The following is a 24,379-nucleotide window of genomic DNA, read 5'->3' as shown; positions in this document are numbered from 1 at the left end:
TTTAATTACTGAATTTATTCGCTAGCTATTGTATCGCAGCCACAACTTTTAACGCATCTACCGTGGCTTTAACGTCATGTACACGTAGTATTTTTGCGCCTTTCATGGCGGAGATAACGGATGCAGCTATACTTGCATATAGTCGCTGACCTTCATCGCCACCTGTAATTGCACCTAATACGGACTTGCGTGACAAGCCGACCAGCAATGGCTGGTCGATTACATTTAGCGCATCTAAATGCTGAATGAGCGAAATATTATGCGCACGTGTTTTACCAAAACCAAAGCCAGGGTCAATCAAGATACGATTTTTGACAATGCCATGACGAATGGCTATGTTCATTCTATCGATTAAGAATTGTTTAACTTCAGCCACAACATCTTCATAATGTGGTTCTAGTTGCATGGTTTGCGGGGTGCCTTGCATGTGCATTAAACATACGCCCGCCTGACTTTTCGCCACCACATCAAAAGCACCCGGCTCTTGCAATGCACGCACATCGTTAACAATATCAGCGCCGGCAACAATCGCTTGGCGCATTACTTCTGGTTTATAAGTATCGATAGAAATAGGAACTGTTGTAAGTTTACTCAATGTTTCAATAACTGGAATTACCCGACTTAACTCTTCATCCAAACTAACGGGGTGCGCGCCTGGTCGCGTCGATTCGCCACCAACATCTAGGATATCAGCACCTTCCGCTATCAATTTAAGTGCATGTTCCACGGCCATATCTGTCGATGAAAATTTTCCGCCGTCAGAAAACGAATCTGGCGTAACGTTTACGATACCCATAACATGAGGGCGATTGAGCTTGAGTTGATACTTACCGCATGAAAATTCAAAATTTGAAGACATCAGGCATTATACTTAAAATTCAGCTCATAAAAAAAGGGCTAGAAAACCAGCCCTCTTTAAATCATATTAAACCCTAGAAATAATTAAGATTTAGCCGTTGGTTGTGGTGCTGGATTTGCACCCAAACCTGTTGAGCCTGTATCTTTTGGCGGGTTAGCTTTACTTTGCGTTGGCTTCGGCGGGCGCACGGCAATGCCCGCCATAATATCGTTAATTTGGTCTGCGTCGATAGTTTCATACTCCATCAATGCGGAAGTCATCGCTTCCACTTTATCGCGATTATCTTCTAATAGCTTACGTGCTATGCCGTACTGCTCATCTAGAATTCGACGAATTTCTGCATCCACTTTTTGCTGCGTTGCTTCGGATACAGTTTTTGAACTCATGCTACCAAAGAATGAATCTTGCTCATCTCCCGCGTACACCATTGTGCCTAGTGCATCGCTCATCCCGTACTTAGTCACCATAGCGCGAGCAAGCTTGGTTGCACGCTCAAAATCGTTAGAAGCACCTGTGGACATTTGATTCATAAAAATCTCCTCGGCAATACGTCCACCAAACAATATCGAGATTTCTTCCAACATTTTGTCTTTGTAATTGCTGATACGGTCAAACTCTGGCAACTGCCACGTTAAACCGAGTGCCCAGCCACGCGGCATTATTGTAACTTTATGCACAGGGTCAGCCTTAGGCAACAACTTAGCCACCACAGCATGACCGGATTCATGATACGCCGTGTTACGGCGTTCTTCTTCACGCATTACCATGGATTTACGCTCAGGCCCCATAAATATTTTATCTTTTGCGTCTTCAAAATCTTGCATATCCACAGTGCGTTTATTGCGGCGCGCCGCAAACAAAGCCGCTTCGTTAACCAAATTAGCTAAATCCGCACCTGAAAAACCCGGTGTACCGCGTGCCAATATGTCGGCCTGCACATCGACATCAATAGGCACTTTACGCATGTGCACCATTAGAATTTGCTCACGACCTCGAATGTCAGGTAAAGACACCATGACTTGACGATCAAAACGACCTGGGCGAAGTAAGGCTTTATCCAACACGTCTGCGCGGTTAGTTGCGGCAATCACAATCACGCCAGAATTTCCTTCAAAACCATCCATTTCAACCAGCAATTGGTTCAAGGTTTGTTCACGCTCGTCATTACCGCCACCCGTGCCTGATCCGCGGCTACGACCTACCGCATCAATTTCATCTATAAAGATAATGCAAGGTGAATTTTTCTTGGCGTTCTCAAACATGTCACGCACGCGTGAAGCCCCTACACCCACAAACATTTCGACAAAATCCGAACCTGAAATGGTGAAGAACGGCACTTTAGCTTCGCCTGCGATGGCACGTGCAAGCAAGGTTTTACCAGTACCTGGCGGGCCAACCATCAATACGCCACGTGGAATTCGGCCGCCTAATTTTTGAAACTTAGTGGGGTCACGTAAAAACTCAACGATTTCCGTTACTTCTTCTTTAGCTTCATCACAACCAGCAACGTCGGCAAAGGTGGTTTGATTGTTACTTTCGTCTAACTGACGTGCTTTGCTTTTACCAAAGGAAAATGGACCACCGCCTTTACCACCGCCCTGCATTTGGCGCATAAAGAATATCCAAACGCCAATTAACAATATCATTGGAAACCATGAGACAAAAAGACTCATTAAAAAGGATTGCTCTTCATCTGGTTTCGCTTCAACGGCCACATTATTCTTGAGCAAGTCTGAAACTAACCATGGGTCAGATGGTGCATAAGTGTTGAACTTTTTACCGTCGTGTGTAATTCCGTGCAAAATACGTCCATCAATCTGCACTTTGGCGATTTGGCCGTCTTTTACTTGCTGTATAAATTGCGAATAAACCACTTGGTTTTCTGCAGAATTCTTAACGCCTGTCACATTAAAAATGGCTAACAACACCATCGCAATGGCTAACCAAATCGCTATATTCTTAAATATATTGTTCAAAATATCTTTCCTTAATCAAAAGTGAATGTTCTCGATGTTAATTCAAGTCTCAATTCACTATTTACTTATTCTACCACTGACATCTTACGCTTTTTACAAAAATAATCTTCTGAATTAACCGTCAAATAACATGCCTAATCATTTGATTGCGACCTTTAACGTTGCTCAAATACTTTATGCCGATTTACGACCTAACCCTAACAAATACACCTCACTGCTTCTGCCCCGGGAAGCTTTAGGTTTGCGCGTCACGACTTTATCAAACATTTTACGCATACTCTGTAAAATTTCTTCAAAACCTTCGCCAATGAATACCTTGACCAGAAAATTGCCGCTTGGTTTCAACCAATCTTTACTAAACTCTAAAGCCAGCTCAGTTAAATGCGCGGCACCTGCTTGATCGACTGCAGCGATACCTGAGATATTGGGTGCCATGTCTGCAATTACAAGGTCCACCTGCTTACCATTTAAACTTTTTTCCAATAAAGATAACACCGCTTCTTCACGAAAATCGCCTTGTATGAACTCCACACCACCTATTGGCTGCATTTCCAAAATATCCAAGGCAATGATGCGGCCTTGGCCTTTTAAGCGTTGTGCGGCCACTTGAGACCAACTGCCAGGCGTTGAGCCTAAGTCCACAATTGTCATTCCAGGCTTAATTAGTTTATCTTTGTCATCTATTTCGGTTAGTTTATACGCAGCCCGCGCACGATAACCTTCTTTTTGGGCGCGCTTCACAAACTCGTCATTGATATGTTCATGCATCCAAGCTTTGCTGGAAGGTTTTAGTTTCATCTGTTAAACTGCTCGCCTATATAAATCAATAAGATAACTCAAGAAGACATCCACCGTGAACTCAAAACAAATCAGCTACTTACGTGGTCTTGCACACAATTTAAATCCAGTTGTCATGATAAGCAATAAAGGCTTATCCGAGAGCGTACTGAAAGAAATCAACGTCAGCCTAGACGCACATGAGTTGATTAAAATTAAAGTGATGGGTGACGATAGAGAATTACGCTCTCAACTATTATCAGACATTTGTGAACAAACTAACGCAATTGCTGTTCATCATATCGGCAAACAATTGGTAATTTACCGAGCATCCGCTACTAAACCCAAAATCGTAATCCCAACTAAATAACAGCCAAAGAAATTATTTACCCAATAAATATCTAGAAATATCTAGCCGAATTTAGTCAGAAAGTTTAGTTAGGCAATGTTGTCGCTATTTAAAAATCACGACTACTATTATTTTTTCAACACAACCACAAACCCCAACAAACTCTGTAGCACGTAGGCAATGCTTGCTACACCATGCCAAGTTTTAAACCTGTTTGCAAATACGCTCTGCATCACATCTGATGGTAAGGCATCCGCTTTTAATTGTGCCAGAATGGGCTGAATACCAAAATGCCCAGCCAGCACCAGCAGCAACATAAAAAATACCGCCCAAAAGTAAGATTGCTTGAGCGCCTGCGTGCCATAACCTAGCAAACGATGTATCAGCAGATAAAACCCTGAAAACAATCCCAAGTAAGAAACGTAGGTGAAAAACTTCCCAGCCAACTGTCCAGCCAATTGACTATCGGGTAGGGTCTGAAACAGCACATAGGCCACAGCACCTGTTGTCCACAAGGCGCCCACCCAGAAAGTGATGAGAATTAAACTGAATTTATCTAACCAACGATTTGCCATTAAATATATTGCACCTCTAATATTTCATACTCTTTAATGCCGCCTGGCGCTGCCACTTCAGCAATGTCACCTTCTGACTTACCAATCAAACCGCGTGATATTGGTGAGCTAATTGAAATCTTGCCGTTTTTAATATCCGCTTCATCATCACCTACGATTTGATAAGTGATAATTGTACCGCTATCTAAATCTTCAATTCTTACCGTGGCACCAAATACACAGCGGCCATCAGCATGTAAGGTAGTGGGATCAATAATGGTAGCATTAGAAAGCTTTGCTTCCACCTCGTTAATGCGGCCCTCAATAAAACTCTGACGATCTTTTGCCGCTTCGTATTCTGCATTTTCAGATAAATCACCTTGCGCACGCGCCTCAGCAATCGCTTGAATCACCTCTGGACGATCAACACTGCGCAAGCGAAGCAACTCTGCTTTAAGTAGTTCAGCACCTTTTACCGTGACTGGGACTTGAATAACTGCCATGTTAGAACCTTATATAAAAAAACAAACCACACCCAATAGGAGTGTGGCTTAAAGTTAAAAATTTAATAATCGAATTAAAGTGTATTTTAAGCGAGCTTTTTATGCAAGTCTTGAAGCGACTCTACCGTCAACTCTTGCATATGCGCCATACCAATACATGCCGCTTTAGCGCCAGCTATTGTCGTGTAGTAAGTCACTTTATTTTGCAAAGCGCTACGTCGAATTTCGTAAGAATCGGCCACGGCACGCTTATCTTCCGTCACATTTACAATAAAGCTAATATCACCGTTTTTAATCATATCGACAATGTGTGGACGACCTTCAGCTACTTTATTGACTGAAGTTACTTTTAAGCCATTTGCGGTCAGTGCCGTTGCCGTACCTTTAGTCGCCACCAATTCAAAGCCTAAGTCATGCAAGGCATGCGCGATTTCAACCACTTTATTGTAATCTTCTTTACGCACGCTGATAAAGGCTCTGCCGCCTTCAGGTAACTTGGTAGAAGCACCAAGTTGTGACTTAAGAAACGCTTCAGCAAAGGTTGCAGCTACACCCATGACCTCACCGGTAGATTTCATTTCAGGGCCTAAAATTGTATCAACGCCAGGAAACTTAATGAACGGGAATACCGCCTCTTTCACTGAGTAGAATGGCGGGATAATCTCACGTGTAACACCTTGTGACATCAATGACGTGCCAATCATGCAGCGTGCGGCTACTTTAGCCAGTTGCAATCCACAGGCCTTAGAAACGAAGGGCACGGTACGTGATGCACGGGGGTTAACTTCAAGCACAAAAACCGTCTCGCCTTGTATCGCGAACTGCACGTTCATTAAGCCGACTACGCCCAAAGCGCGCGCCATTTGTTTGGTTTGTTCTCGTAATTCATCTTGCAATTTTGCTGATAAACTATACGGTGGCAACGAACAGGCGGAGTCACCTGAATGCACGCCGGCTTGTTCAACGTGTTCCATGATGCCGCCAATAATCACGTCGCCAGTATTATCGCAAAGGGCGTCAACATCCACTTCTAAGGCATCGTTCAAGAAACGATCCAACAGCACTGGAGATTCATTCGACACTTTTACCGCTTCACGCATATAACGCTCGAGTTGCGATTGCTCTTGCACAATCTCCATTGCGCGACCGCCCAACACATAAGAAGGACGCACCACAAGTGGATAGCCGATTTCCAAGGCTAAACGAATTGCTTCATCGGGCGTTCTGGCGGTGCGGTTTGGTGGTTGTTTTAAGCCAAGTTCTTGCAACATTTTTTGGAAGCGTTCGCGGTCTTCTGCTTTATCAATCGCATCTGGCGTTGTGCCAATAATCGGCACCCCAGCTTTTTCTAAGTCACGCGCTAATTTTAATGGTGTTTGTCCGCCGTATTGCACAATCACGCCAACAGGTTTTTCTAGCGCTACGATTTCAAGCACATCTTCCAGCGTGACTGGCTCAAAATACAAGCGGTCCGAGGTGTCGTAATCCGTAGAAACCGTTTCAGGGTTACAGTTCACCATAATGGTTTCGTAACCATCTTCACGCATCGCAAAGGCGGCATGCACACAGCAATAATCGAACTCGATACCTTGACCAATACGATTTGGACCACCGCCCAAAATCATGATTTTCTTTTTATTGGTAGGTGCGGCTTCGCACTCTTCTTCATAGGTTGAATACAAGTAAGCCGTGTCAGTTGCAAATTCAGCTGCACAAGTATCTACGCGCTTGTAAACAGGGCGTACTTGTAAAGCTTGTCTGTAAGCACGCACAGCGTGTTGGTCTGTATTGAGTAAGGCGGCTAAGCGACGATCAGAAAAACCGCTACGTTTTAGTTTTAACATCGCCTGTTTATCTAAATCCGCAATCTGCTTACCTTTAAGCGCTTGTTCGCGGTCAACCAGGTCTTTAATTTGCACTAAAAACCAAGGGTCGATTTTGGATATATTAAACACCTCGTCCACACTCAGCCCTGCTCGGAACGCATCGCCCACGTACCAAATACGCTCAGGACCAGGCACACCCATTTCTTTAGTGATGGTATCTAAATCGGTGGTTTTTTCATCCAAGCCATCTACGCCAACCTCTAAGCCACGCAAGGCTTTTTGGAAGGATTCTTGGAAAGTACGACCAATCGCCATCACTTCGCCGACTGACTTCATTTGTGTTGTTAAGCGTGAATCTGCTTGTGGAAATTTTTCAAAGGCAAATCTTGGGATTTTTGTGACTACATAATCAATAGAAGGCTCGAATGAAGCCGGTGTAGCACCGCCCGTAATTTCATTGCGCAATTCATCTAAAGTAAAACCAACTGCCAATTTTGCAGCCACTTTTGCAATGGGGAAGCCTGTCGCTTTTGAAGCCAATGCAGATGAACGTGAAACACGTGGATTCATCTCAATCACAATCATGCGGCCATCATCAGGATTAATGGCAAATTGTACGTTTGAACCGCCAGTATCAACGCCAATTTCACGCAACACAGCCAAGCTGGCATTACGCATGATTTGGTACTCTTTGTCTGTCAACGTTTGTGCTGGCGCCACAGTGATTGAGTCGCCCGTATGTACGCCCATTGGGTCTAAGTTTTCAATCGAACAGATGATGATGCAGTTGTCGGCAGAGTCGCGCACCACTTCCATTTCATACTCTTTCCAGCCCAATAGCGATTCTTCAATCAGCAGTTCATTGGTGGGTGAAGCATCTAAACCGCGCTCGCAAATCGAAATGAATTCTTCTCGGTTGTAGGCAATTCCGCCACCGCTACCTCCCATGGTGAAGGATGGACGAATAATCGTTGGGTATCCAATGCTCGCCTGCACTTGCAAGGCTTCTTCCATGCTATGTGCCACAGCTGAACGCGCTGAACCTAAACCGATTTTAGTCATCGCTTCTTTAAACTTTTGGCGGTCTTCCGCTTTATCAATAGCCTCTTTTGAAGCACCAATTAGCTCAACTTTATACTTTGCCAATACGCCATGTTTATCTAAATCTAGCGCACAATTCAATGCTGTTTGGCCGCCCATAGTAGGCAGTAAGGCATCAGGACGCTCTTTTGCTATAATTTTTTCAACCACCTGCCAAGTAACGGGTTCAATGTAAGTTGCATCGGCCATTTCTGGGTCGGTCATAATGGTCGCGGGGTTTGAGTTCACCAAAATTACACGGTAACCCTCTTCACGCAAGGCTTTACAAGCTTGTGCGCCTGAATAATCAAACTCGCACGCCTGACCGATCACAATGGGGCCTGCCCCGATAATTAGGATGGATTTAATGTCTGTACGTTTTGCCATAATTTTAGTCTGCAGTTGATAGTCGTTAGTCGTGAGTTAAAACTGAAATCAGCCTTTAACTCAAGGTCAAAGTCTACGTCTAGCGACTTCTTTCCATTAATTCAATAAAGTGGTCGAACAAATAACTCATTTCAGTAGGGCCCGGGCTTGCTTCAGGGTGACCTTGAAAGCCAAATGCAGGCTTGTCGGTACGTGCAATGCCTTGCAAGCTACCATCAAACAATGAAACGTGCGTAGTTTTAATATTGGCTGGCAAAGTTGCCGCATCTGCCGCAAAACCGTGATTTTGGCTGGTAATGTAAACGCGCTTGGTTACAACATCTTGCACGGGATGATTCGCACCATGGTGACCAAATTTCATTTTTAGCGTTTTTGCCCCACTCGCAAGTGCGAGTAATTGATGGCCTAAACAAATACCAAAGGTTGGCACGCCAGTTTCTACAAGCGTTTTAATTGCAGAAATTGCGTAATCACATGGCGCAGGATCGCCAGGGCCATTTGAAAGAAACACGCCATCGGGCTTATAAGCCAATGCTTCAGCGGCCGTTGTTTGGGCTGGCAATACGGTAACCTTGCAGCCACGTGAAACCAACATGCGAAGAATATTGCGCTTCACACCGTAATCGTAAGCCACCACGTGAAACTGCTTGACAGGCGCCGCCGTAAAGCCCTTACCTAAGGCCCATTCGCCTTCGGCAAATTCGTAAGCTTTCTTACAACTCACTACTTTTGCTAAATCCAAGCCAGACAAACCGGGGAAGTCAGCAATTGCCGACTGCGCCAATGAAATAGCCTTGGCTTCATCCGCCTCACCTGCGATGATCGCACCCGCTTGCGCGCCTTTTTCACGCAAAATTCGAGTGAGTTTACGTGTATCAATATCTGCGATTGCCACCACATTATTGCCAGTTAAATATTCAGAGAGCGATTGAGAATTTCTAAAATTGCTATGCGTGAGCGGCAAGTCACGAATGATCAAACCACTGGCATAGACTTGCCCCGATTCGACATCTTCTGGATTAATGCCATAATTACCGATATGCGGATACGTTAGCGTAACGATTTGTTTGGTGTAAGATGGGTCTGTCAGAATTTCTTGGTAACCAGTCATGGAAGTGTTAAACACCACTTCACCAACGGTTTGGCCAGAAGACCCAATTGAAGTACCACGAAACACAGTTCCATCTGCAAGTACTAGTATGGCGGGCAGGTTTTGTGACACGGCAACTCCTTGGTTTTGCAATAACCCGTTTTTCAAGCAAGTTATTGCAGCATTTATAAATTTAAACTTTGTCCATCATGAACGGATGGCGGATGTGCAAAACGGGAGGAGCTTTGTATACTCTTCCCGTTTCAGAATTAACGAATTATAGCGAAAAACTACTTACTTTTCAACTTTAGATTGTAAATAGAACGCTTCAATTCTAAAGTGTAACTATCGAAACAGCCACTGAAGGTGAGCCATGACAAAATCAATTTCGCAACTCATTGCCGAGCATCATATACACGAAGTTGAGTGTGTGATTCCCGACATGACAGGCATTGCACGCGGCAAAATATTACCTAAAGATTTGTTTTTAAGTGCAGGTGAGATGCGCTTGCCAAAAAGCGTGTTGCTCAACACCGTTAACGGCCAGCAACCAGATAATGCGCCCTATGTAGGCGACACTGACCCCGACATGATCTGCAAACCCGACATTTCCACCTTTAGAGTAGTGCCTTGGGCCGCCGAACCGGTCGCCGTGATTATTCACGACTGCTTGGAGTGGGATGGCTCACCTGTAGCACTCTCGCCACGCTCAGTATTACGCAATATTATTAAGCTATATACCGAACGAGGTTGGCGACCCGCGGTCGCGCCAGAAATGGAATTTTACTTAGTCGCGCGTCAGCAAAACCCGCATGAGCCTCTACAACCACCCATTGGCCGCACTGGCAAGCCAGAAGCGGGCAGACAAAGCTATTCAATTGATGCGGTAAATGATTTTGACCCCTTTTTTATGGAGCTTTCTAAGTTTTGTGACGTTCACCGTTTGGGTGTAGAAACACTGATTCACGAGGCTGGGGCAGGCCAAATGGAGATTAACTTTACCCATGGCGATCCATTGGAACTTGCCGACCGCGTATTTTTGTTCAAACGCACGGTGCGCGAGACTGCTTTAAGACACGGCATTTTCGCTACCTTCATGGCAAAACCGATGGAAGCTGAACCAGGCAGCGCGATGCATATTCACCAAAGCATTATCGATGCTGACGGCAATAATATATTTAGCAAAGCCGATGGCAGCGCTAGCCCTGAATTTTTCCACTATATTGCTGGTTTACAAAAATATATTCCGCAAGTCATGCCGATGTTCGCGCCTTACGTAAACTCATACCGCAGACTAGCGCCATTTATGTCGGCTCCCACCAATGTGCGCTGGGGCTACGACAACCGCACTTGTGGCATACGCGTGCCAAACTCTGATGCCAGCTCAAGACGTGTTGAAAACCGCGTGCCTGGCGTTGACGTAAACCCCTATCTGGCAATTGCGGCAACTTTGGCCTGTGGTTACCAAGGCATGATTGAAGCACTGCAGCCGACCGATGCGCTCAGTAGTAGCGCATGGAATATGGCCGACGAACTGCCCCACCATCTTGAAGATGCCATCGATCGACTTCGTGCTTGCAAACCCATGCACGCACTCTTTGGCGAGAACTTCGTGGATGCGTTCTGCGCCGTGAAAAAGTTGGAATACGGCACTTACAACCGCGTGATTAGCTCATGGGAGCGTGAGCATTTATTGCTACTAGTCTAGTGTTACTTGCGGCGGATTACGGAAGCCTGCCCGCCTATGCACCACTTATACACTATAATTCCGCTATCTTTGGTCTTGGAACAAAACTTTATTATTATGGATTTCTCAGTTTTCATTGACGTGTTTTTACATTTGGACAAGCATTTAGAAGTAATCACTCAATCCTACGGATTATGGATATATGCATTACTTTTTTTAATTATCTTTGTTGAAACGGGCTTAGTTGCAATGCCATTCCTTCCCGGCGACTCATTACTGTTTGTTGCTGGGGCCATTGCAGCCATCGGCGGCATGAGTTTACCTGTATTGATGGTTTTATTATCAATCGCCGCAATTAGCGGAGATGCCGTTAATTACTCGATCGGAAAATGGGTCGGGGTAAAAGTATTTAGCTGGAAAAATTCCAGATGGTTTAATAAAGACGCCTTCAACAAAACGCATGAGTTCTTCGAAAAGCACGGCCCAATTACCATTGTAGTCGGCCGTTTTCTACCCTTCATTCGCACCTTTACCCCTTTTGTTGCCGGCGTAGGGCAGATGAGCTATGCAAAGTTTGCTTTTTATAACGTCATTGGCGGTCTAATCTGGGTATGCGGGTTAACGTCAATCGGCTACTTAATTGGCAACCATCCATGGGTGAAAGCACATTTTTCATGGGTAGCTTTAGCACTGATTATTGTGCCCACCTTGCCTGTGGTATGGGTGTTTTTACAACATAAGATTAAGAAGCGTTAAAAACCACGTGATTAGTTCATGGGCGAATAATAGGGGACGATTTTTTTAGCATTCGGTTATTTCTACAGTTGCATCACAATCATCTGTTTATCGTGCGTTTTAGCCAGCAACAACTGGGCTGCTATTGAGCCGATTAACGCACAGAACATATCCCATTGCGTGTCCCAAATATCACCCTGCGTGCCTAGAAAAGCATCCGCCGCCCCGCCTTGGTAAATGGCGACCCACCACTCTATAAATTCATATAGCACGCTGATACTTAAACAAATACAGCAAACAATAAAAAACAACCAGCTGCCGGCAACTAAAGGCAATTTTTTAAGCAAAATCTCGCGTGCGATGATAGCGGGAATAAAGCCCTGCGCAAGGTGGCCGATGCGATCGTAATAATTGCGTGATAAGTCAAACGTGTCACGCAACCAATTCAATAATGGCACCTCGGCGTAGGTGTAATGTCCACCGATTAACAAAATAATGGCATGCACCAGCATGAGCAAATAAGCTAATTGTGTGAATTGAAACTTTGGATAAGTTTTGAATAGAATCGGCAGGGCAATTAGCACAGGCAACACTTCCAACCACCAAGTAAGACGGTCAAGCGGGGCAATGGCTGACCAGATAAAGACTAGACTTAAAATAGTCAGTAAAGATACATAGAAACGAGGTTTGGTGAGCACGTATAGAAGGAGTTTGAATTAACGCAAACTTAATACGTCGCGCATATCAAACAAACCAAAGTTTTTATCTTTTAAAAACTTAGCAGCACGTAGAGCGCCGAGTGCAAACGTGGCACGGCTACTTGCTTTATGCGTTAACTCGACGCGCTCACCAATACCAGCAAGCACAACGGTATGGTCGCCTACAACATCACCGCCACGCAGTGTGGCAAAGCCAATTTTGCCAGCTTCGCGCTCGCCAGTAACGCCTTCGCGTGCATAGATGGCGCAGTCTTTTAAATCTTGGCCCAAGCCTTTGGCCGCCGCCTCGCCCAAACGTAGGGCGGTACCGGATGGTGCATCCACCTTATGGCGATGATGCATTTCAACCACCTCAATGTCATAGCCGTCCATTAACACTTTAGCTGCCTGCTCCACCAAGTTAATCAATAAAGTCACGCCCACGCTCATATTGGGCGCAAAAACAATCGCAATGTTTTTAGCGGCTGTTTCAATAGCCAATTTCTGCTCTGACGAAAAACCAGTAGTGCCAATTACCATTTTTACCTGATGTTTTTGGCAAGCTTCGAGATACTGGATGGTGGCTTCAGGTCGAGTGAAATCTACCAGCACATCGGCATTTTTCAAGGCTTCATCAATATTATCGACAACTTTCACAGAAGTTATTTTGCCAAATTGCTCACCAGCATCGCGCCCTACTTGCGGGTTTCCTGCACGGTCTAATGCGCCATGCAATTCTAATTCACTATCCGCAAAAACGCCTTCAAGCAATGCATGCCCCATGCGTCCCGTTACCCCTGCTATCACTACTTTAGTCATTCATTGCTTTCTAAATTACATCGCTTCAAAAAACTGATATTTAAATATCGACTTAAAAGCCGACTTTCTCGCCCACAATTTCAATCGTTTCGCTGCTTGCGTTGACGCTCGCTATATTTTCTTTAATTTCACCTTTAGTTTGACTGAGGGTAGATTGAGTGTGTACGGATACCTTTTCTGCACCTAGTGTTTGCACATTCTGCAAAACGGTTTCTTTAACAATCAACCAACGATTCAATTTTGCGTCAAACTCAAGGGTTAACTGCTTAGTAACTTGGTCGCTAAGTTGTTTTGATTGATATTTTTGTAAAAACTGCACCGTTGCTTGCTGCCCTTGCACTTGCGCCTGCGTATTTTCTAGCACCAAACCGATTTCACCTTGCTTGTCAGAGAGGCGTTGCTTACGCTGCGCCACCCAAGCTTTTTTACTTAATGCCGCATCTGGTTTAAATTTATCTGCATAAAAGCCAAGATATTGATTCACATTTTTAGTCCGCCATGCTTGCGCCCAATCATTCACCGCTTTAACAACGGCGTCATTTGTAAGCGCAGCCCCATCAACAATTTCTGCTTTTTGCACAGGCGCTTTTGCGGCTGCCTCAATTTGCGTTGCAGGCTGCTCTAGTGAGGATGCGGGGGTAGCCAAGGGTAATTGTATATCTTGAACTAAAACAGATTTAGGGGTATCTGCTGCAATTGCAGAAACCTGTACTTCGGTTGGAGCCTGCTCAGTTATTACGGCAGGTTTTTCAGCGATAGAAGAGGAAGTTGTTTCAACCAAAGCAGCTGGTGCAGCTACAGCGATCTCACCCGACTTTTCAGCTACAGCGGCTGTTGCTGAGGCCGCAGAAGTTGCCGCCTTGGCTGTTGATTCTGGGTCGTCGTTTTTCCAGAACTTGAGGCGTTCAATCAGACTTTTTTTTTGAGCCTCGCCTGCTGGCTCAATCACACGTGTTCCAGTATTCGGCTTTACTTCGTCTTGCTCGCCCGCTTTAGGAATCACATCACCGCGCACAGTTTTTAATAGGTCTTTTTCAAAATCTAAAATCACACGGCGTTGCTCGGTAATTTTGCCTTTTTCACGCAACTGGTATACATAATCCCAACGATTACCATGAAAACTATCTTGTATAAGCGGCGTACCCATAATAAAGCGCACTTGCGACTTGGTCATGCCGGGCCGTAATTGCAACAGCATTTTTGATGTAACAACATTACCTTGTTGCACATCCATTTTATAAGGTTTAATGGTGGGAATTGCCGTGCCGCATGAAGCACACAGCATTGCCAGCAAAATGAAAGAGTAACGAAGTGTAGAAAAAATACGCATATTATGACTTTAGTTAGAATTAGCGTTAATATAACACGTTGATAGCGAACCCAAAACACTGTCATTGTTAATTATGAGTAAACGACCATGCAAGATCAAAATGACTTAAAAAATGCCGGCCTTAAAGCGACACTACCCAGACTAAAGGTATTGAGCTTGTTTGAAAATAGCAAAGAGCGCCATCTTTCAGCGGAAGACATCTATAAAGTGATGCTGAACACGGGAGAAGATGTCGGCTTGGCAACGGTTTATCGTGTACTTACACAATTTGAACAAGCTGGCTTGTTGATACGCCACCATTTTGAAGGTGGCAAAGCGGTGTTTGAACTAAACACAGGTGGTCATCATGACCATATCGTATGTGTAAAATGTGGTCGTGTTGAAGAGTTCTACGATGCTGAGATTGAAAAAAGGCAAGAAGCAGCCGCAGCAAAACTGGGATTTAAAATGCAGGATCATTCACTAACCATTTATGGCATCTGCGACAAATCCCCTTGCCTACATAAAGACTAAGCTACGCATCTAGTAACTGACTATACTCTGTCATATTTCGTATCAATAAGTTGAAACTAAAAACGCTATAATACGCGTTTACCGTTTAAAATCTTCGCATGGCTAACTTACACACGCAATCAGCAATTAATCATTCTGCCAGCAAAAATCCACTCGCTAAACTCTGGAAATTCGCAGGAAAATTTGACGCTTACGCGCCATTGGTGGTGATGTTTATCATTGCTTTAGTGGTGTTATCGGCCTCGCGTTTTGGCTTAGTTTTGTGGAAATATGACCGCGTACTGGCAACAGGCCAACTGACCGCGCTGTTTTTGCAAGGTGTACGTGTTGATATTATTCAGCTCTGTTTATTAGGCCTGATTCCCGTTTTACTAGCCCCCATTTTTAGCCTAGCCAAGTGCTGGCGCGGCTGGCAATGGTTTACTTATGCTTGGGTGACAGTGGCCATCGTATTACTGGTTTTTTTAGAAGTTGCTACACCCGGATTTATTGCAGAATACGATGTTCGCCCAAATCGTATTTTTGTGGAATATCTTAAATATCCGCATGAAGTTGCCAGCATGCTGTGGGTTGGTTTTCGCATCCATATTTTTGCGGCGCTGATTTTTATAGTATTAACGCATGTTGCCATGCACCGCTTGATGAAGCCTTGGCTTGAGGCTAAATCAGCTTGGTCAGTCAAAAAAACACTCATTACTTGGCCGCTGATTTTTATTTTAATCGCTTTTGGCATACGTTCTACCATCGGCCATCGGCCGGCAAACCCTGCCTTGTTCGCCATTACCGCCGATAGCATGGTCAACAGTCTTGTACTAAACTCCGGCTATTCAGTTCTTTACGCCACTTACAATCTACTCAAAGAAACTAAATCAAGTGAGATTTACGGCAAAATGCCCCGTGAAGAAATTTTAAAAATAACGGGGGCTACAGAGTCCGACATTCCGACCCTCTCCACTCTAAAATCAAGCCGCGTACGTGAAAAGCCGCTAAATCTAGTGATTATTCTGCAAGAAAGTCTGGGGGCGACCTTTGTACAATCGCTAGGCGGTACGCCTGTTACACCCAATATTGAAAAGCTGAAAGAACAAGGCATTTGGTTTGAGCAACTTTATGCAACTGGCACGCGCTCGGTACGTGGCATTGAAGCGGTCACAACGGGCTTTCAGCCGACACCGGCGGATAGCACAGTCAAACTATCAAAGTCACAAAAGAACTTTTTCACTTTAGCTGCGCTACTGGAAAAACAAGGCTACACCACTGAATTTATCTACGGCGGCGAATCGCATTTTGACAATATGCGTGGCTTTTTTACCGGCAACGGCTTTCAAAATATAGTCGATCAGAAAGATTATAAAAATCCAGTGTTTGTCGGCAGCTGGGGTGCTTCGGACGAAGATTTACTCAACAAAACGCATGAACAATTACTCACCCACCATCAAGCGGGCAAGCCATTTTTCACCTTGGCGTTCTCATCCTCTAATCATGCACCATTTGAGTTTCCTGATGGCAGAATTGAGCTATACGAACAGCCCAAGGCAACGGACAACAACGCAGTAAAGTACGCCGATTATGCGATTGGCGAATTCTTTAAAAAGGCGCAGCAAAGCCCTTACTGGAAAGATACGGTATTTTTAATTGTAGCCGACCACGATATTCGAGTACGTGGCGACACATTGGTTCCGATTGAGCGCTTTCACATTCCAGGGCTTATTTTAGGTGCCGACATTCAGCCGCAACGCTTTACTGGTGTTGCCAGCCAAATTGACTTGCCAGTAACCCTACTATCGCTGATGGGCATACAGGGGCAAACCCCCATGACAGGGCGTGATTTATCGAACCTAGCGCCAGATACTCATGGCCGCGCCATGATGCAATACAACGACAACTATGGTTGGATGGAGGAAAGCGCATCAGGTAAGCAAGTTGTGGTATTGCGCTCTGGCAAGGCTGCTGCGCACGCGTTGTATGATGCTAACACCAAACATTTGAACGAGGTAGCACCACCCGCCAACGCTAAAGAATTAGAGAAACGCGCGCTCGCAAATGTGCTGCTGCCAGATTTGTTGTATAACGAACAGCGTTACCGTTTACCATAAAATCTATAATGCCGCATCGCACAAAACAGCCTAGCTTGCTTACTTGGCCAATTATCTGCAAGGGTTTGGCTTATATTTTCACTGGCAAACTTTACATCAAGCAAGGGCACTTACCGCCTGCAAACCACCACATTCCGCATGATTATGTTGGCGTGTGTGTTGCTTCTGCCGCCGATGCACTTATGGATAATTATGTCATTGCACAACTGCAGCAATTAGGCATCAAGCAGGTGCGCTTAGATTTTACCTACGGCGATTTAGAGAGTTTTAATGCACGTTTTTTACAGCGCTTAATTGATGAAAAATTAAACGTTACGCTACATTTAATTCAGCCTTTTAACAGCGCCAAAAACATGGAGAATGCGGCTGAACAAGAAAATTGGCAAACGTTCTTAGCGCAAGTGTTAGAACGTTTTGGTGCACATATCAGGCGCATTGAAATTGGCGCTACTGTTAATCGTAAACGCTGGGCGGGTTATTCATTGAATTGCTTCTTGCGAGCTTGGGCTATTGCCTATGCGACTGTCAAGCAACGTTACATTGAGCTTGCTGGCCCCAATGTAACAGATTTTGAGCCTATCTATAATATCGGCCTATTGAGTCTGCTCAAAGCAAAAAACCAATTGCCCGATGTTCACAGTAATAATTTATTCTCAGAGCGCGTTTCAGAACCAGAGCGCTTTGACCACCGCGTATTTAAATACCGTTGGGCCACCCGATTAAAATTCAACCTGATTAAAAAAGCGCGTTTGCTAGGTAAAATCACCTCAGACTTTGGCATCAAAAGTTTCATTTCCCCAGTTGCATTTTGGGCGATATACCGCATTGAGCGCCTACTGTCCGATGGTGAGCAAAAGCAGGCTGATTATGCCGCACGTTATTTATTGCTGAATGCCGCCTCTGGTGCGCTAGACCAAGTATTTTGGGGCGCGCTGATTTGCCACCGTGAAGGCCTGATTGATGATGGTTTAACTGATGCTGAATATCCAAGTCTAGAACGCGTCACACACTACGCATGTGTAGATGGCGCCTTGAAAAATTTTTGGCATCATGCCAGTTTTAACGCGGTAAAAACAACCGCTAAACTCATCCAAGGGGCGCAATATTTAAAGGCTATTTCTACAGCCAATGGCTTGGAAGTTCACCACTTTCAAACCGAGCAATTTGAAATTCACGCTTTATGGACGATTAACGGCAAAGTTGCCTTTTTAAGCGACATTTATGAACTTGCCGCTATTCAGCAGGCTGAAATCAGTCATCGCGATGGCCATGCCATTACTACCACCACTGACATTATCAGCGAATCGCCGATTTACTTGCGCTGGCCTAAAAATCAACCTATCAATACAAAACCTAACCTGACATTAGCGAAAGATTTGGCGATACATGCGCACATCAAAAATCAGCAATATTTTCCGTTCAAACAGGATAGCTGGTTTGGACTGATTTTGGCAAAGGATGCCGATGAAGCCCAGCAACTGGCGCAACAATTGCACCCTAGCCAATTAATTAGCCCGCAAAAAAACAATGCCTTACGCCATGCTCGTAACGCCATTTGGACGCTCCCCGACCCAAGAGACGCTGACAAGCAAGTTACGGTAAAACAACCTGTAAAAATGTATTTACACAAACAGTTGTTGGATCGCTTTAAACCCAGCAAGGCCAAGCGCAGTTGGAACGGTGCGGTAGAGCTGCTCAGGCGCGGTGTTGCTACGGCAGCGCCCGTCGCCTTCTTTGAACAAGAAAATGACGTCACTCTCAAACAAAATTTTTACATTTGCGATTATGTAAAAGCGGATTGCTCGGTCGGTGAGATGTTTGTGCATTTTGCGCTAGGCCATAAAGAGTTTTATTTTAGCGACAAAAACACCACCTTAAGTGCTGAGGAAGTTTATACGCAGTTAGCACAATTCCTGCATCACATGCACAAAACCGGAGTTTTCTTCCGCGACTTGTCTGGCGGAAATGTACTGGTGCAACTACTAGAGAGCAAACAATTAAGTTTCTCGTTGATTGATACTGCGCGCGCCCGTTTTTATACCTATCCAACGGCCCTTAACTACCGCTATTCAGACTTAGCCCGCATCTGCAACAAATTACATTGGGCAGGACGCGAGCGCCTGATGGGTTTATATTTGGCACACTTGGGCGTTAAATTCACTTTTAAAATAAAACTACCGTTTTATTTATATGACTTTAAAGTAGCCTTTAAAAGAAAGTTTGGCCGAAAAGGTATCCGAAAATTAGTGCGGAGCTTTAAGACGTAAGCTTTAAAAACAAACGCCCTGCGAGCCGCATGGATATTGGCTTGCGGGGCAGTTGTTTTTAGTGATTGAGCGTACTATTACTTGGTGCAATTACTTCGGTGACAATCACTTTGCCAGCATCTCTTTGGCATGTTGACGTGTGGTGTCGGTAATCTCAATTCCACCTAACATCCGCGCCACCTCTTGCACTCGTTGGTCTGCATTTAGTGTAGCTATCGTACTAAGCGTTTGCTCATTGACCAGCGACTTGCTGACGCGTAAATGATGTGAGCCCAATGCAGCGACTTGCGGCAAGTGAGTAATCACTAGTACTTGACGTTGACTGAGGTGTTCATCGCCTTGTGGCGCGCCTAATTGTTTCAAAAGCTGACCAACCACTTCCGCTACTCCACCACCAATCCCAACATCGACCTCATCGAATATCATGGTGGGGATACTCTCTTTTTGTGCAGTCACAACCCGAATTGCTAGGCTAATACGTGAAAGCTCACCGCCTGATGCCGCTTTACTGAGCGGCCTTGCGACTACGCCTGCATGCCCTGCCACCATGAACTCAATCTGCTCAAGTCCGTTAGCCGTGGGTGCTTGCTCAGTAAGCGCCACTTCAAACTTACCGCCACTTAAAGACAAGCGCTGCATTTCTGCACTAATTTGTGTGCCTAATTTGGCTGCGGCAGATTTTCGGCCCTCGCTGAGTTGTGTCGCAAACTGCATGTAAGTCGCCAATGCCTGAGCTTCTTGTTTCGCCAGTTCGCCATCATTTGCAAATAGTTCAAGCTCCGCCATGCGCGCCTGCGACTTTAGCAGTAAGTCTGTTAAATCCTCAGGTTTTACACGATTTTTACGTGCGGCGTTATGAATACTCTGAATTCTCGAATCGAGCTTCGCAAGCCTTTCTGGGTCAAGCTCTGCGCGCTGAAGATAGCGATTTAAAAAGCGTGAGGTTTCTTCTAATTGAATAATGGCAGAATCCAGCGTTTCAGTGGCTTCGGTAATTGCGGCATCAAATTCACAGAGATTTTGCAATTTGTGCTGCACTTGAATCAACAAGCGCATGGCCGATAATTCACCTTCGCTTAACAACTCTCGACACTCTTCGCCACCTGTAATCAAGCCAGCACCATTGGATAAACGCAAATGCTCTTGCTGCAGTTCGTCCCATTCAGTTGGGCTTACTGCAATTTGCGCCAATTCCCGCGTGTTGTCACGTAAATCAGCCAGTTCATCGGCATAAGCGCTGGCATTTTTTTCAACTTCCAAACGTTGCTGATTGAGTGTGTACCAAACTTTATATTGACTCGCAACTTGCAATGCGAGACTTGATAAGCCGCCAAAGTTATCCAGCACATGGCGTTGAGTAGCTTGTTTTAACAGGGAGTGATGCGCATTTTGGCTGTAAATATCTACCAGCAATTCGCCTAGCTCTTTGAGTTGAGCAACGGTCACCGTCGCACCATTGATAAAAGCACGCGAACGACCATCGGCAAACATCACACGGCGTAAAATCAGCTCATTCGCATCGCATTCCATCTCCGCTTCTGCTAGCCATTGTTTGGCTTCAACATTACTTGCAATAGCAAAAATAGCGCTGATTTCCGCTTTATCGCAGCCTGCGCGCGTAACACCGCCCTCACCACGGGCACCGAGCGCTAAGGATAGCGCGTCGATTAAAATTGATTTACCAGCGCCTGTTTCACCCGTCAGTACGGTGAAACCTACTTCAAAGTCTAAATCGAGTTGATTGACGATGACAAAATCACGAATGGAAAGGCTTTGTAGCATTATATAATCAACCCCAGTTAAGCTTGTTACGCAACATATCAAAATAACAATAATCACTGGGGTGTAACAGACGTATGGTTTGACTAGCGCGTTGCACTTTGACCTTGTCACCGATTTGTAGCGCCACCTGAAATTGACCGTCAAAGCTTAATTGTGCCTCATCAAACTGCATCACGGTGACTTCAATTTTACTATCGCTATGCACCGCAATCGGTCGATTACTTAAGGTATGCGGGCAAATAGGCACCAAAGAAATGGCATGTAAATTGGGGTGTAAAATTTGACCACCCGCGGAAAGCGCATAGGCAGTTGTGCCCGTTGGCGTACTGATGATTAAACCATCTGCGCGTTGCTTATGCACAAATTTATCATTAATTGTCACTTCTAGCTCAATGAGGCGTAAGCCACTTTTAATGACCACATCATTTAAGGCAATGTTGGCATGCAACACTTGCCCTTGCCGCAAAACCTCTGCAGTAAGCATCACACGGGGCTCTTCGATATAATCACCCACCAAAATGCGGTCAAGTTGCACCAACATGTCTTCAGCACGCAGGTCAGTTAAAAAGCCAAATCGCCCGCGATTAACACCCACCAATGGTATATCCGCGTCAATCAGGCTTCGTGCAACGCTCAACATCGTTCCATCGCCGCCCATCACAATCACTAAATCAACTTGAGTGCCGATACCCTCTAAGCTGGATGTGCTATAGGCGTGCAAATTAGCGTGGCGTGCGGTGTTCTCCTCCACCCACACCTCAATATTTTTAGCTGATAAATGAAGCGCCAAATCAGTTAAATCGTTTTGCATCAATTGCAAAGCAGACTGATTCATGTATTTACCAATGAGTGCGATTTTTTTAAATTTTGTTTGCATCCTAGAATTAAAACATAGTCACACTGGCTTAGCAAAGGCACGGCTAAATACAACCCGCAAAAATTGTGTTGAGAATACTATTTTTGCGCGATAATGCTGCATTGAAGTAGCATGTTAATAAGCTCCGCGTCATTTAAATATCTTTTTAACCATATTAATTAATAGGTTAAATTTAATATAGTTTATTTGGCATTATTTATGCATACGCTAGCCAGTTAATCTTATCAAAATTGAATAAATCATGAACGCCAACTTGATGCAAACCACTCTTAAAGCTTATTTTTTCATCACCTATCTGATTGTTTTATGGCTAGTGTCTGAGTCGCTGCCTATTGCCAGTACGATTGAAAGTGGCTGGTTGCCTATCAGTTTTATGCTCATTGCCACCTTGCTCTACGGGCTATATTACTTATTACCTGCACTCGGCATTACTGCTTTAGTTCGATTCATTAGTCAGCGCATTCGCCCCAACTCTGTTCGCCCAACCTACATTGCCGCCGTGCTAACGGGTGGCATTACCACGCTTTTAATGTATGCCAATGCGAAATTATTTTCGCTATATGGCATGTTTTTTAATGGCTTCATCCTTAATTTAGTCATTACGCCTGGCGGTATCGAATCATTAGGGGGCAGTAGCGCCTCTGATATTGGCTTTGCACTCATTGTGTTCGGCTTTATCAGCAGTCAGGCTTTAATTTTATGGCTACTGCATCGCTATTATCTTAAAAAATTGACACCGAATTTATCGTTTAAATGGCTTCCTGCCTCGGCGATAATTGCTACACTCTCGGTCCACATGGGCTTCGCGCTAGATAGCTATTCCACCAATCAACTAAACGAAGTTGCCCAATCCGTGCCCTTTTATCAAACTGTTTCCGCGCGGGGATTTTTCAAAAAACTAGGGTTTACCACACAACGTGAAACCAAATTAAAAGTAAAAGGTAAATTAAATTACCCGCTAAATCCACTGCAATTTAATAAACCGGCTAAACCTTACAATATTATCTGGTTAACTTCTGAATCATGGCGTGCGGATACCTTAGATGAAAAAGTTATGCCTCATTCTTGGGAATTTGCCAAAAATGCAGCGCGCTATACGCGCAATTACAGCACGGGAAATGGCACACGCATGGGGGTTTTCGGTATGTTCACGGGCCTACCCGGCAACTACTGGTTTCCATTCTTAGAAGAGCGCCGCGGCGCGGCTTTAATCGAAGTGCTGCAACAGCAGGACTATCAAATGAGTCTGTACACCAGCGCAAAATTCTCTTATCCAGAATTTGATAAAACCATTTTTTCAAAAGTCCCCAGCGATCATTTACATGAAATCGCGAAACCAACATCAGGCTGGGAAAGTGACCGCGATAACGTCACAAACTTACTTTCTTTTATTGATAAGCGTGATCCAAAGAAACCATTTTTTACCTTTATGTTTTTTGAGTCGCCTCACGCACGCTATTACTTTCCGCCAGAAAGCGTGATTGCAACACCTTACCGAGACGATTTAAATTACGCTACGCTCAGTAAAACTGCCTTACGCAACGAAATAAGCCCGATTAAAAATCGCTACATTAATTCCGTGCATCACTTAGACATGCAATATGGACGTATTTTTGATTATCTGAAAACACATCAATTGCTCGACAATACCATCGTTATTTTAATCGGAGACCATGGTGAAGAGTTTATGGAGCATGGCTTTTGGGGACATAATTCGACGTTTGTGGATCCGCAAGTTCGCACGCCCTTGGTAATCTATGCACCTGGCTTCCAGCCTCTCGTTAGTGACGAAATGACCAGTCACATGGACGTGATACCTACCATTATGCCGCTACTCGGCGTTACTAACCCAAGTAGCGACTATGCCACAGGATATAATTTACTTGCAGGTGAAAAACGTAGCCATACCTACATCTCCGATTGGGACAAAGTAACCTATGTGGACAATGACGTTAAAATCACCCAGCCAGTGAATGGCAAAAGTTTTGTGTTAATGAAAGCCAGCAAAGGCAATGACGAAGCGCTAAGCAATGAGGCACGCAAATTAGTATTGCAAACAAAGCAGCCCGCGCTTATGCAGCTTGTTCAAGACTTAAGTAAATTCTTCAAGAAAAAAGAAAACAAATCAGTTACGCAATAACATTGCCTAAATCCAGCAACTGCTTGATAATTTA

General features: G+C 44.7%; 19 protein-coding genes. 7 read left to right on the top strand and 12 right to left on the bottom strand.

Annotated elements, in window-relative coordinates:
* Positions 1–25: 25 nt before the first annotated feature.
* From folP to rlmE, 3 genes are all read right to left on the bottom strand, one after another.
* Complete coding sequence (folP, locus tag HOO90_RS08460; RefSeq protein WP_292842026.1) at positions 26–859, bottom strand: dihydropteroate synthase; 834 nt, start codon at positions 857–859, stop codon at positions 26–28.
* 83 nt (positions 860–942) lie between these two features.
* Positions 943–2,835 carry an ATP-dependent zinc metalloprotease FtsH gene (ftsH, locus tag HOO90_RS08455; RefSeq protein ID WP_292842024.1) on the bottom strand — a complete coding sequence of 631 codons (1,893 nt, stop codon included), beginning with the start codon at positions 2,833–2,835 and terminating at the stop codon, positions 943–945.
* Between the two features lie 174 nt (positions 2,836–3,009).
* Positions 3,010–3,633, bottom strand: a complete 624-nt coding sequence (rlmE, locus tag HOO90_RS08450; RefSeq protein WP_292842021.1) for a 23S rRNA (uridine(2552)-2'-O)-methyltransferase RlmE — start codon at positions 3,631–3,633, stop codon at positions 3,010–3,012.
* A 55-nt stretch (positions 3,634–3,688) separates the two neighbouring features.
* On the opposite strand from rlmE, the gene HOO90_RS08445 reads away from it, so the two are divergent.
* Positions 3,689–3,982, top strand: a complete 294-nt coding sequence (locus tag HOO90_RS08445) for a YhbY family RNA-binding protein (protein ID WP_292842019.1) — start codon at positions 3,689–3,691, stop codon at positions 3,980–3,982.
* 107 nt (positions 3,983–4,089) lie between these two features.
* Here the strand turns inward: HOO90_RS08445 and HOO90_RS08440 are convergent, their stop codons facing one another.
* The 4 genes from HOO90_RS08440 to carA form a co-directional block, all read right to left on the bottom strand.
* Complete coding sequence (locus HOO90_RS08440; protein ID WP_292842017.1) at positions 4,090–4,536, bottom strand: DUF4149 domain-containing protein; 447 nt, start codon at positions 4,534–4,536, stop codon at positions 4,090–4,092.
* Complete coding sequence (greA, locus tag HOO90_RS08435; protein WP_292842015.1) at positions 4,536–5,018, bottom strand: transcription elongation factor GreA; 483 nt, start codon at positions 5,016–5,018, stop codon at positions 4,536–4,538. The genes HOO90_RS08440 and greA overlap by 1 nt, the downstream gene beginning before the upstream one ends.
* A gap of 86 nt (positions 5,019–5,104) precedes the next feature.
* On the bottom strand, positions 5,105–8,311 hold the full coding sequence (gene carB / locus HOO90_RS08430; RefSeq protein WP_292842013.1) for a carbamoyl-phosphate synthase large subunit: 3,207 nt from the start codon (positions 8,309–8,311) through the stop codon (positions 5,105–5,107).
* Positions 8,312–8,390: 79 nt separating this feature from the next.
* A complete protein-coding gene (carA, locus tag HOO90_RS08425) occupies positions 8,391–9,533 on the bottom strand; it encodes a glutamine-hydrolyzing carbamoyl-phosphate synthase small subunit (protein ID WP_292842011.1) in 1,143 nt (380 codons plus the stop codon).
* A 241-nt stretch (positions 9,534–9,774) separates the two neighbouring features.
* Between carA and HOO90_RS08420 the strand changes: the two genes are divergently transcribed.
* Positions 9,775–11,109 (top strand): glutamine synthetase family protein, encoded by a 1,335-nt coding sequence (locus HOO90_RS08420; RefSeq protein WP_292842009.1) that lies wholly within the window; start codon positions 9,775–9,777, stop codon positions 11,107–11,109.
* 96 nt (positions 11,110–11,205) lie between these two features.
* Positions 11,206–11,844, top strand: coding sequence for a DedA family protein (locus HOO90_RS08415; RefSeq protein WP_292842007.1), 639 nt, complete (start codon positions 11,206–11,208; stop codon positions 11,842–11,844).
* Between the two features lie 62 nt (positions 11,845–11,906).
* Here HOO90_RS08415 and HOO90_RS08410 read toward each other — a convergent pair whose 3' ends face one another.
* The 3 genes from HOO90_RS08410 to bamE are packed head-to-tail and all read right to left on the bottom strand — an operon-like array spanning position 11,907 to position 14,670.
* Positions 11,907–12,521 (bottom strand): DUF2238 domain-containing protein, encoded by a 615-nt coding sequence (locus HOO90_RS08410; RefSeq protein WP_292842005.1) that lies wholly within the window; start codon positions 12,519–12,521, stop codon positions 11,907–11,909.
* A gap of 18 nt (positions 12,522–12,539) precedes the next feature.
* Complete coding sequence (gene dapB / locus HOO90_RS08405) at positions 12,540–13,340, bottom strand: 4-hydroxy-tetrahydrodipicolinate reductase (RefSeq protein WP_292842003.1); 801 nt, start codon at positions 13,338–13,340, stop codon at positions 12,540–12,542.
* A 52-nt stretch (positions 13,341–13,392) separates the two neighbouring features.
* Entirely contained in the window at positions 13,393–14,670 is a 1,278-nt protein-coding gene (bamE, locus tag HOO90_RS08400; protein WP_292842001.1) for an outer membrane protein assembly factor BamE, read from the bottom strand.
* 87 nt (positions 14,671–14,757) lie between these two features.
* Between bamE and fur the strand changes: the two genes are divergently transcribed.
* The 3 genes from fur to HOO90_RS08385 all read left to right on the top strand — a co-directional run bounded on the left by fur (position 14,758) and on the right by HOO90_RS08385 (position 19,546).
* Positions 14,758–15,183 carry a ferric iron uptake transcriptional regulator gene (fur, locus tag HOO90_RS08395; RefSeq protein WP_292841999.1) on the top strand — a complete coding sequence of 142 codons (426 nt, stop codon included), beginning with the start codon at positions 14,758–14,760 and terminating at the stop codon, positions 15,181–15,183.
* Between the two features lie 98 nt (positions 15,184–15,281).
* On the top strand, positions 15,282–17,279 hold the full coding sequence (locus HOO90_RS08390; protein WP_292841997.1) for an LTA synthase family protein: 1,998 nt from the start codon (positions 15,282–15,284) through the stop codon (positions 17,277–17,279).
* Between the two features lie 8 nt (positions 17,280–17,287).
* Complete coding sequence (locus HOO90_RS08385) at positions 17,288–19,546, top strand: lipopolysaccharide kinase InaA family protein (RefSeq protein ID WP_292841995.1); 2,259 nt, start codon at positions 17,288–17,290, stop codon at positions 19,544–19,546.
* 105 nt (positions 19,547–19,651) lie between these two features.
* Here HOO90_RS08385 and recN read toward each other — a convergent pair whose 3' ends face one another.
* Together recN and HOO90_RS08375 are read right to left on the bottom strand one after the other, a co-directional pair.
* Positions 19,652–21,328 (bottom strand): DNA repair protein RecN, encoded by a 1,677-nt coding sequence (recN, locus tag HOO90_RS08380; RefSeq protein ID WP_292841993.1) that lies wholly within the window; start codon positions 21,326–21,328, stop codon positions 19,652–19,654.
* Positions 21,329–21,335: 7 nt separating this feature from the next.
* Complete coding sequence (locus tag HOO90_RS08375; RefSeq protein ID WP_292841991.1) at positions 21,336–22,205, bottom strand: NAD(+) kinase; 870 nt, start codon at positions 22,203–22,205, stop codon at positions 21,336–21,338.
* Between the two features lie 241 nt (positions 22,206–22,446).
* Here HOO90_RS08375 and HOO90_RS08370 point away from each other — a divergent pair, with 241 nt between their 5' ends.
* Positions 22,447–24,345 (top strand): sulfatase-like hydrolase/transferase, encoded by a 1,899-nt coding sequence (locus HOO90_RS08370; RefSeq protein ID WP_292841989.1) that lies wholly within the window; start codon positions 22,447–22,449, stop codon positions 24,343–24,345.
* Positions 24,346–24,379 lie beyond the last annotated feature (34 nt).

Origin of the sequence: Methylotenera sp., assembly GCF_013141425.1 — a bacterium.
In the GTDB taxonomy this organism is placed as follows: Bacteria; Pseudomonadota; Gammaproteobacteria; order Burkholderiales; family Methylophilaceae; genus Methylotenera.
Note: the sequence above shows the minus strand (reverse complement) of the source record. Positions and strands in the feature narration are given on the sequence as shown.

Bases quoted from the DNA above. Each gene is read 5' to 3' on its own strand.
- folP (WP_292842026.1), bottom strand. From the start codon at position 859: ATGTCTTCAAATTTTGAATTTTCATGCGGTAAGTATCAACTCAAGCTC.
- rlmE (WP_292842021.1), bottom strand. From the start codon at position 3,633: ATGAAACTAAAACCTTCCAGCAAAGCTTGGATGCATGAACATATCAAT.
- HOO90_RS08440 (WP_292842017.1), bottom strand. From the start codon at position 4,536: ATGGCAAATCGTTGGTTAGATAAATTCAGTTTAATTCTCATCACTTTC.
- greA (WP_292842015.1), bottom strand. From the start codon at position 5,018: ATGGCAGTTATTCAAGTCCCAGTCACGGTAAAAGGTGCTGAACTACTT.
- carB (WP_292842013.1), bottom strand. From the start codon at position 8,311: ATGGCAAAACGTACAGACATTAAATCCATCCTAATTATCGGGGCAGGC.
- HOO90_RS08420 (WP_292842009.1), top strand. From the start codon at position 9,775: ATGACAAAATCAATTTCGCAACTCATTGCCGAGCATCATATACACGAA.
- HOO90_RS08415 (WP_292842007.1), top strand. From the start codon at position 11,206: ATGGATTTCTCAGTTTTCATTGACGTGTTTTTACATTTGGACAAGCAT.
- dapB (WP_292842003.1), bottom strand. From the start codon at position 13,340: ATGACTAAAGTAGTGATAGCAGGGGTAACGGGACGCATGGGGCATGCA.
- bamE (WP_292842001.1), bottom strand. From the start codon at position 14,670: ATGCGTATTTTTTCTACACTTCGTTACTCTTTCATTTTGCTGGCAATG.
- fur (WP_292841999.1), top strand. From the start codon at position 14,758: ATGCAAGATCAAAATGACTTAAAAAATGCCGGCCTTAAAGCGACACTA.
- HOO90_RS08390 (WP_292841997.1), top strand. From the start codon at position 15,282: ATGGCTAACTTACACACGCAATCAGCAATTAATCATTCTGCCAGCAAA.
- HOO90_RS08385 (WP_292841995.1), top strand. From the start codon at position 17,288: ATGCCGCATCGCACAAAACAGCCTAGCTTGCTTACTTGGCCAATTATC.
- recN (WP_292841993.1), bottom strand. From the start codon at position 21,328: ATGCTACAAAGCCTTTCCATTCGTGATTTTGTCATCGTCAATCAACTC.
- HOO90_RS08375 (WP_292841991.1), bottom strand. From the start codon at position 22,205: ATGCAAACAAAATTTAAAAAAATCGCACTCATTGGTAAATACATGAAT.
- HOO90_RS08370 (WP_292841989.1), top strand. From the start codon at position 22,447: ATGAACGCCAACTTGATGCAAACCACTCTTAAAGCTTATTTTTTCATC.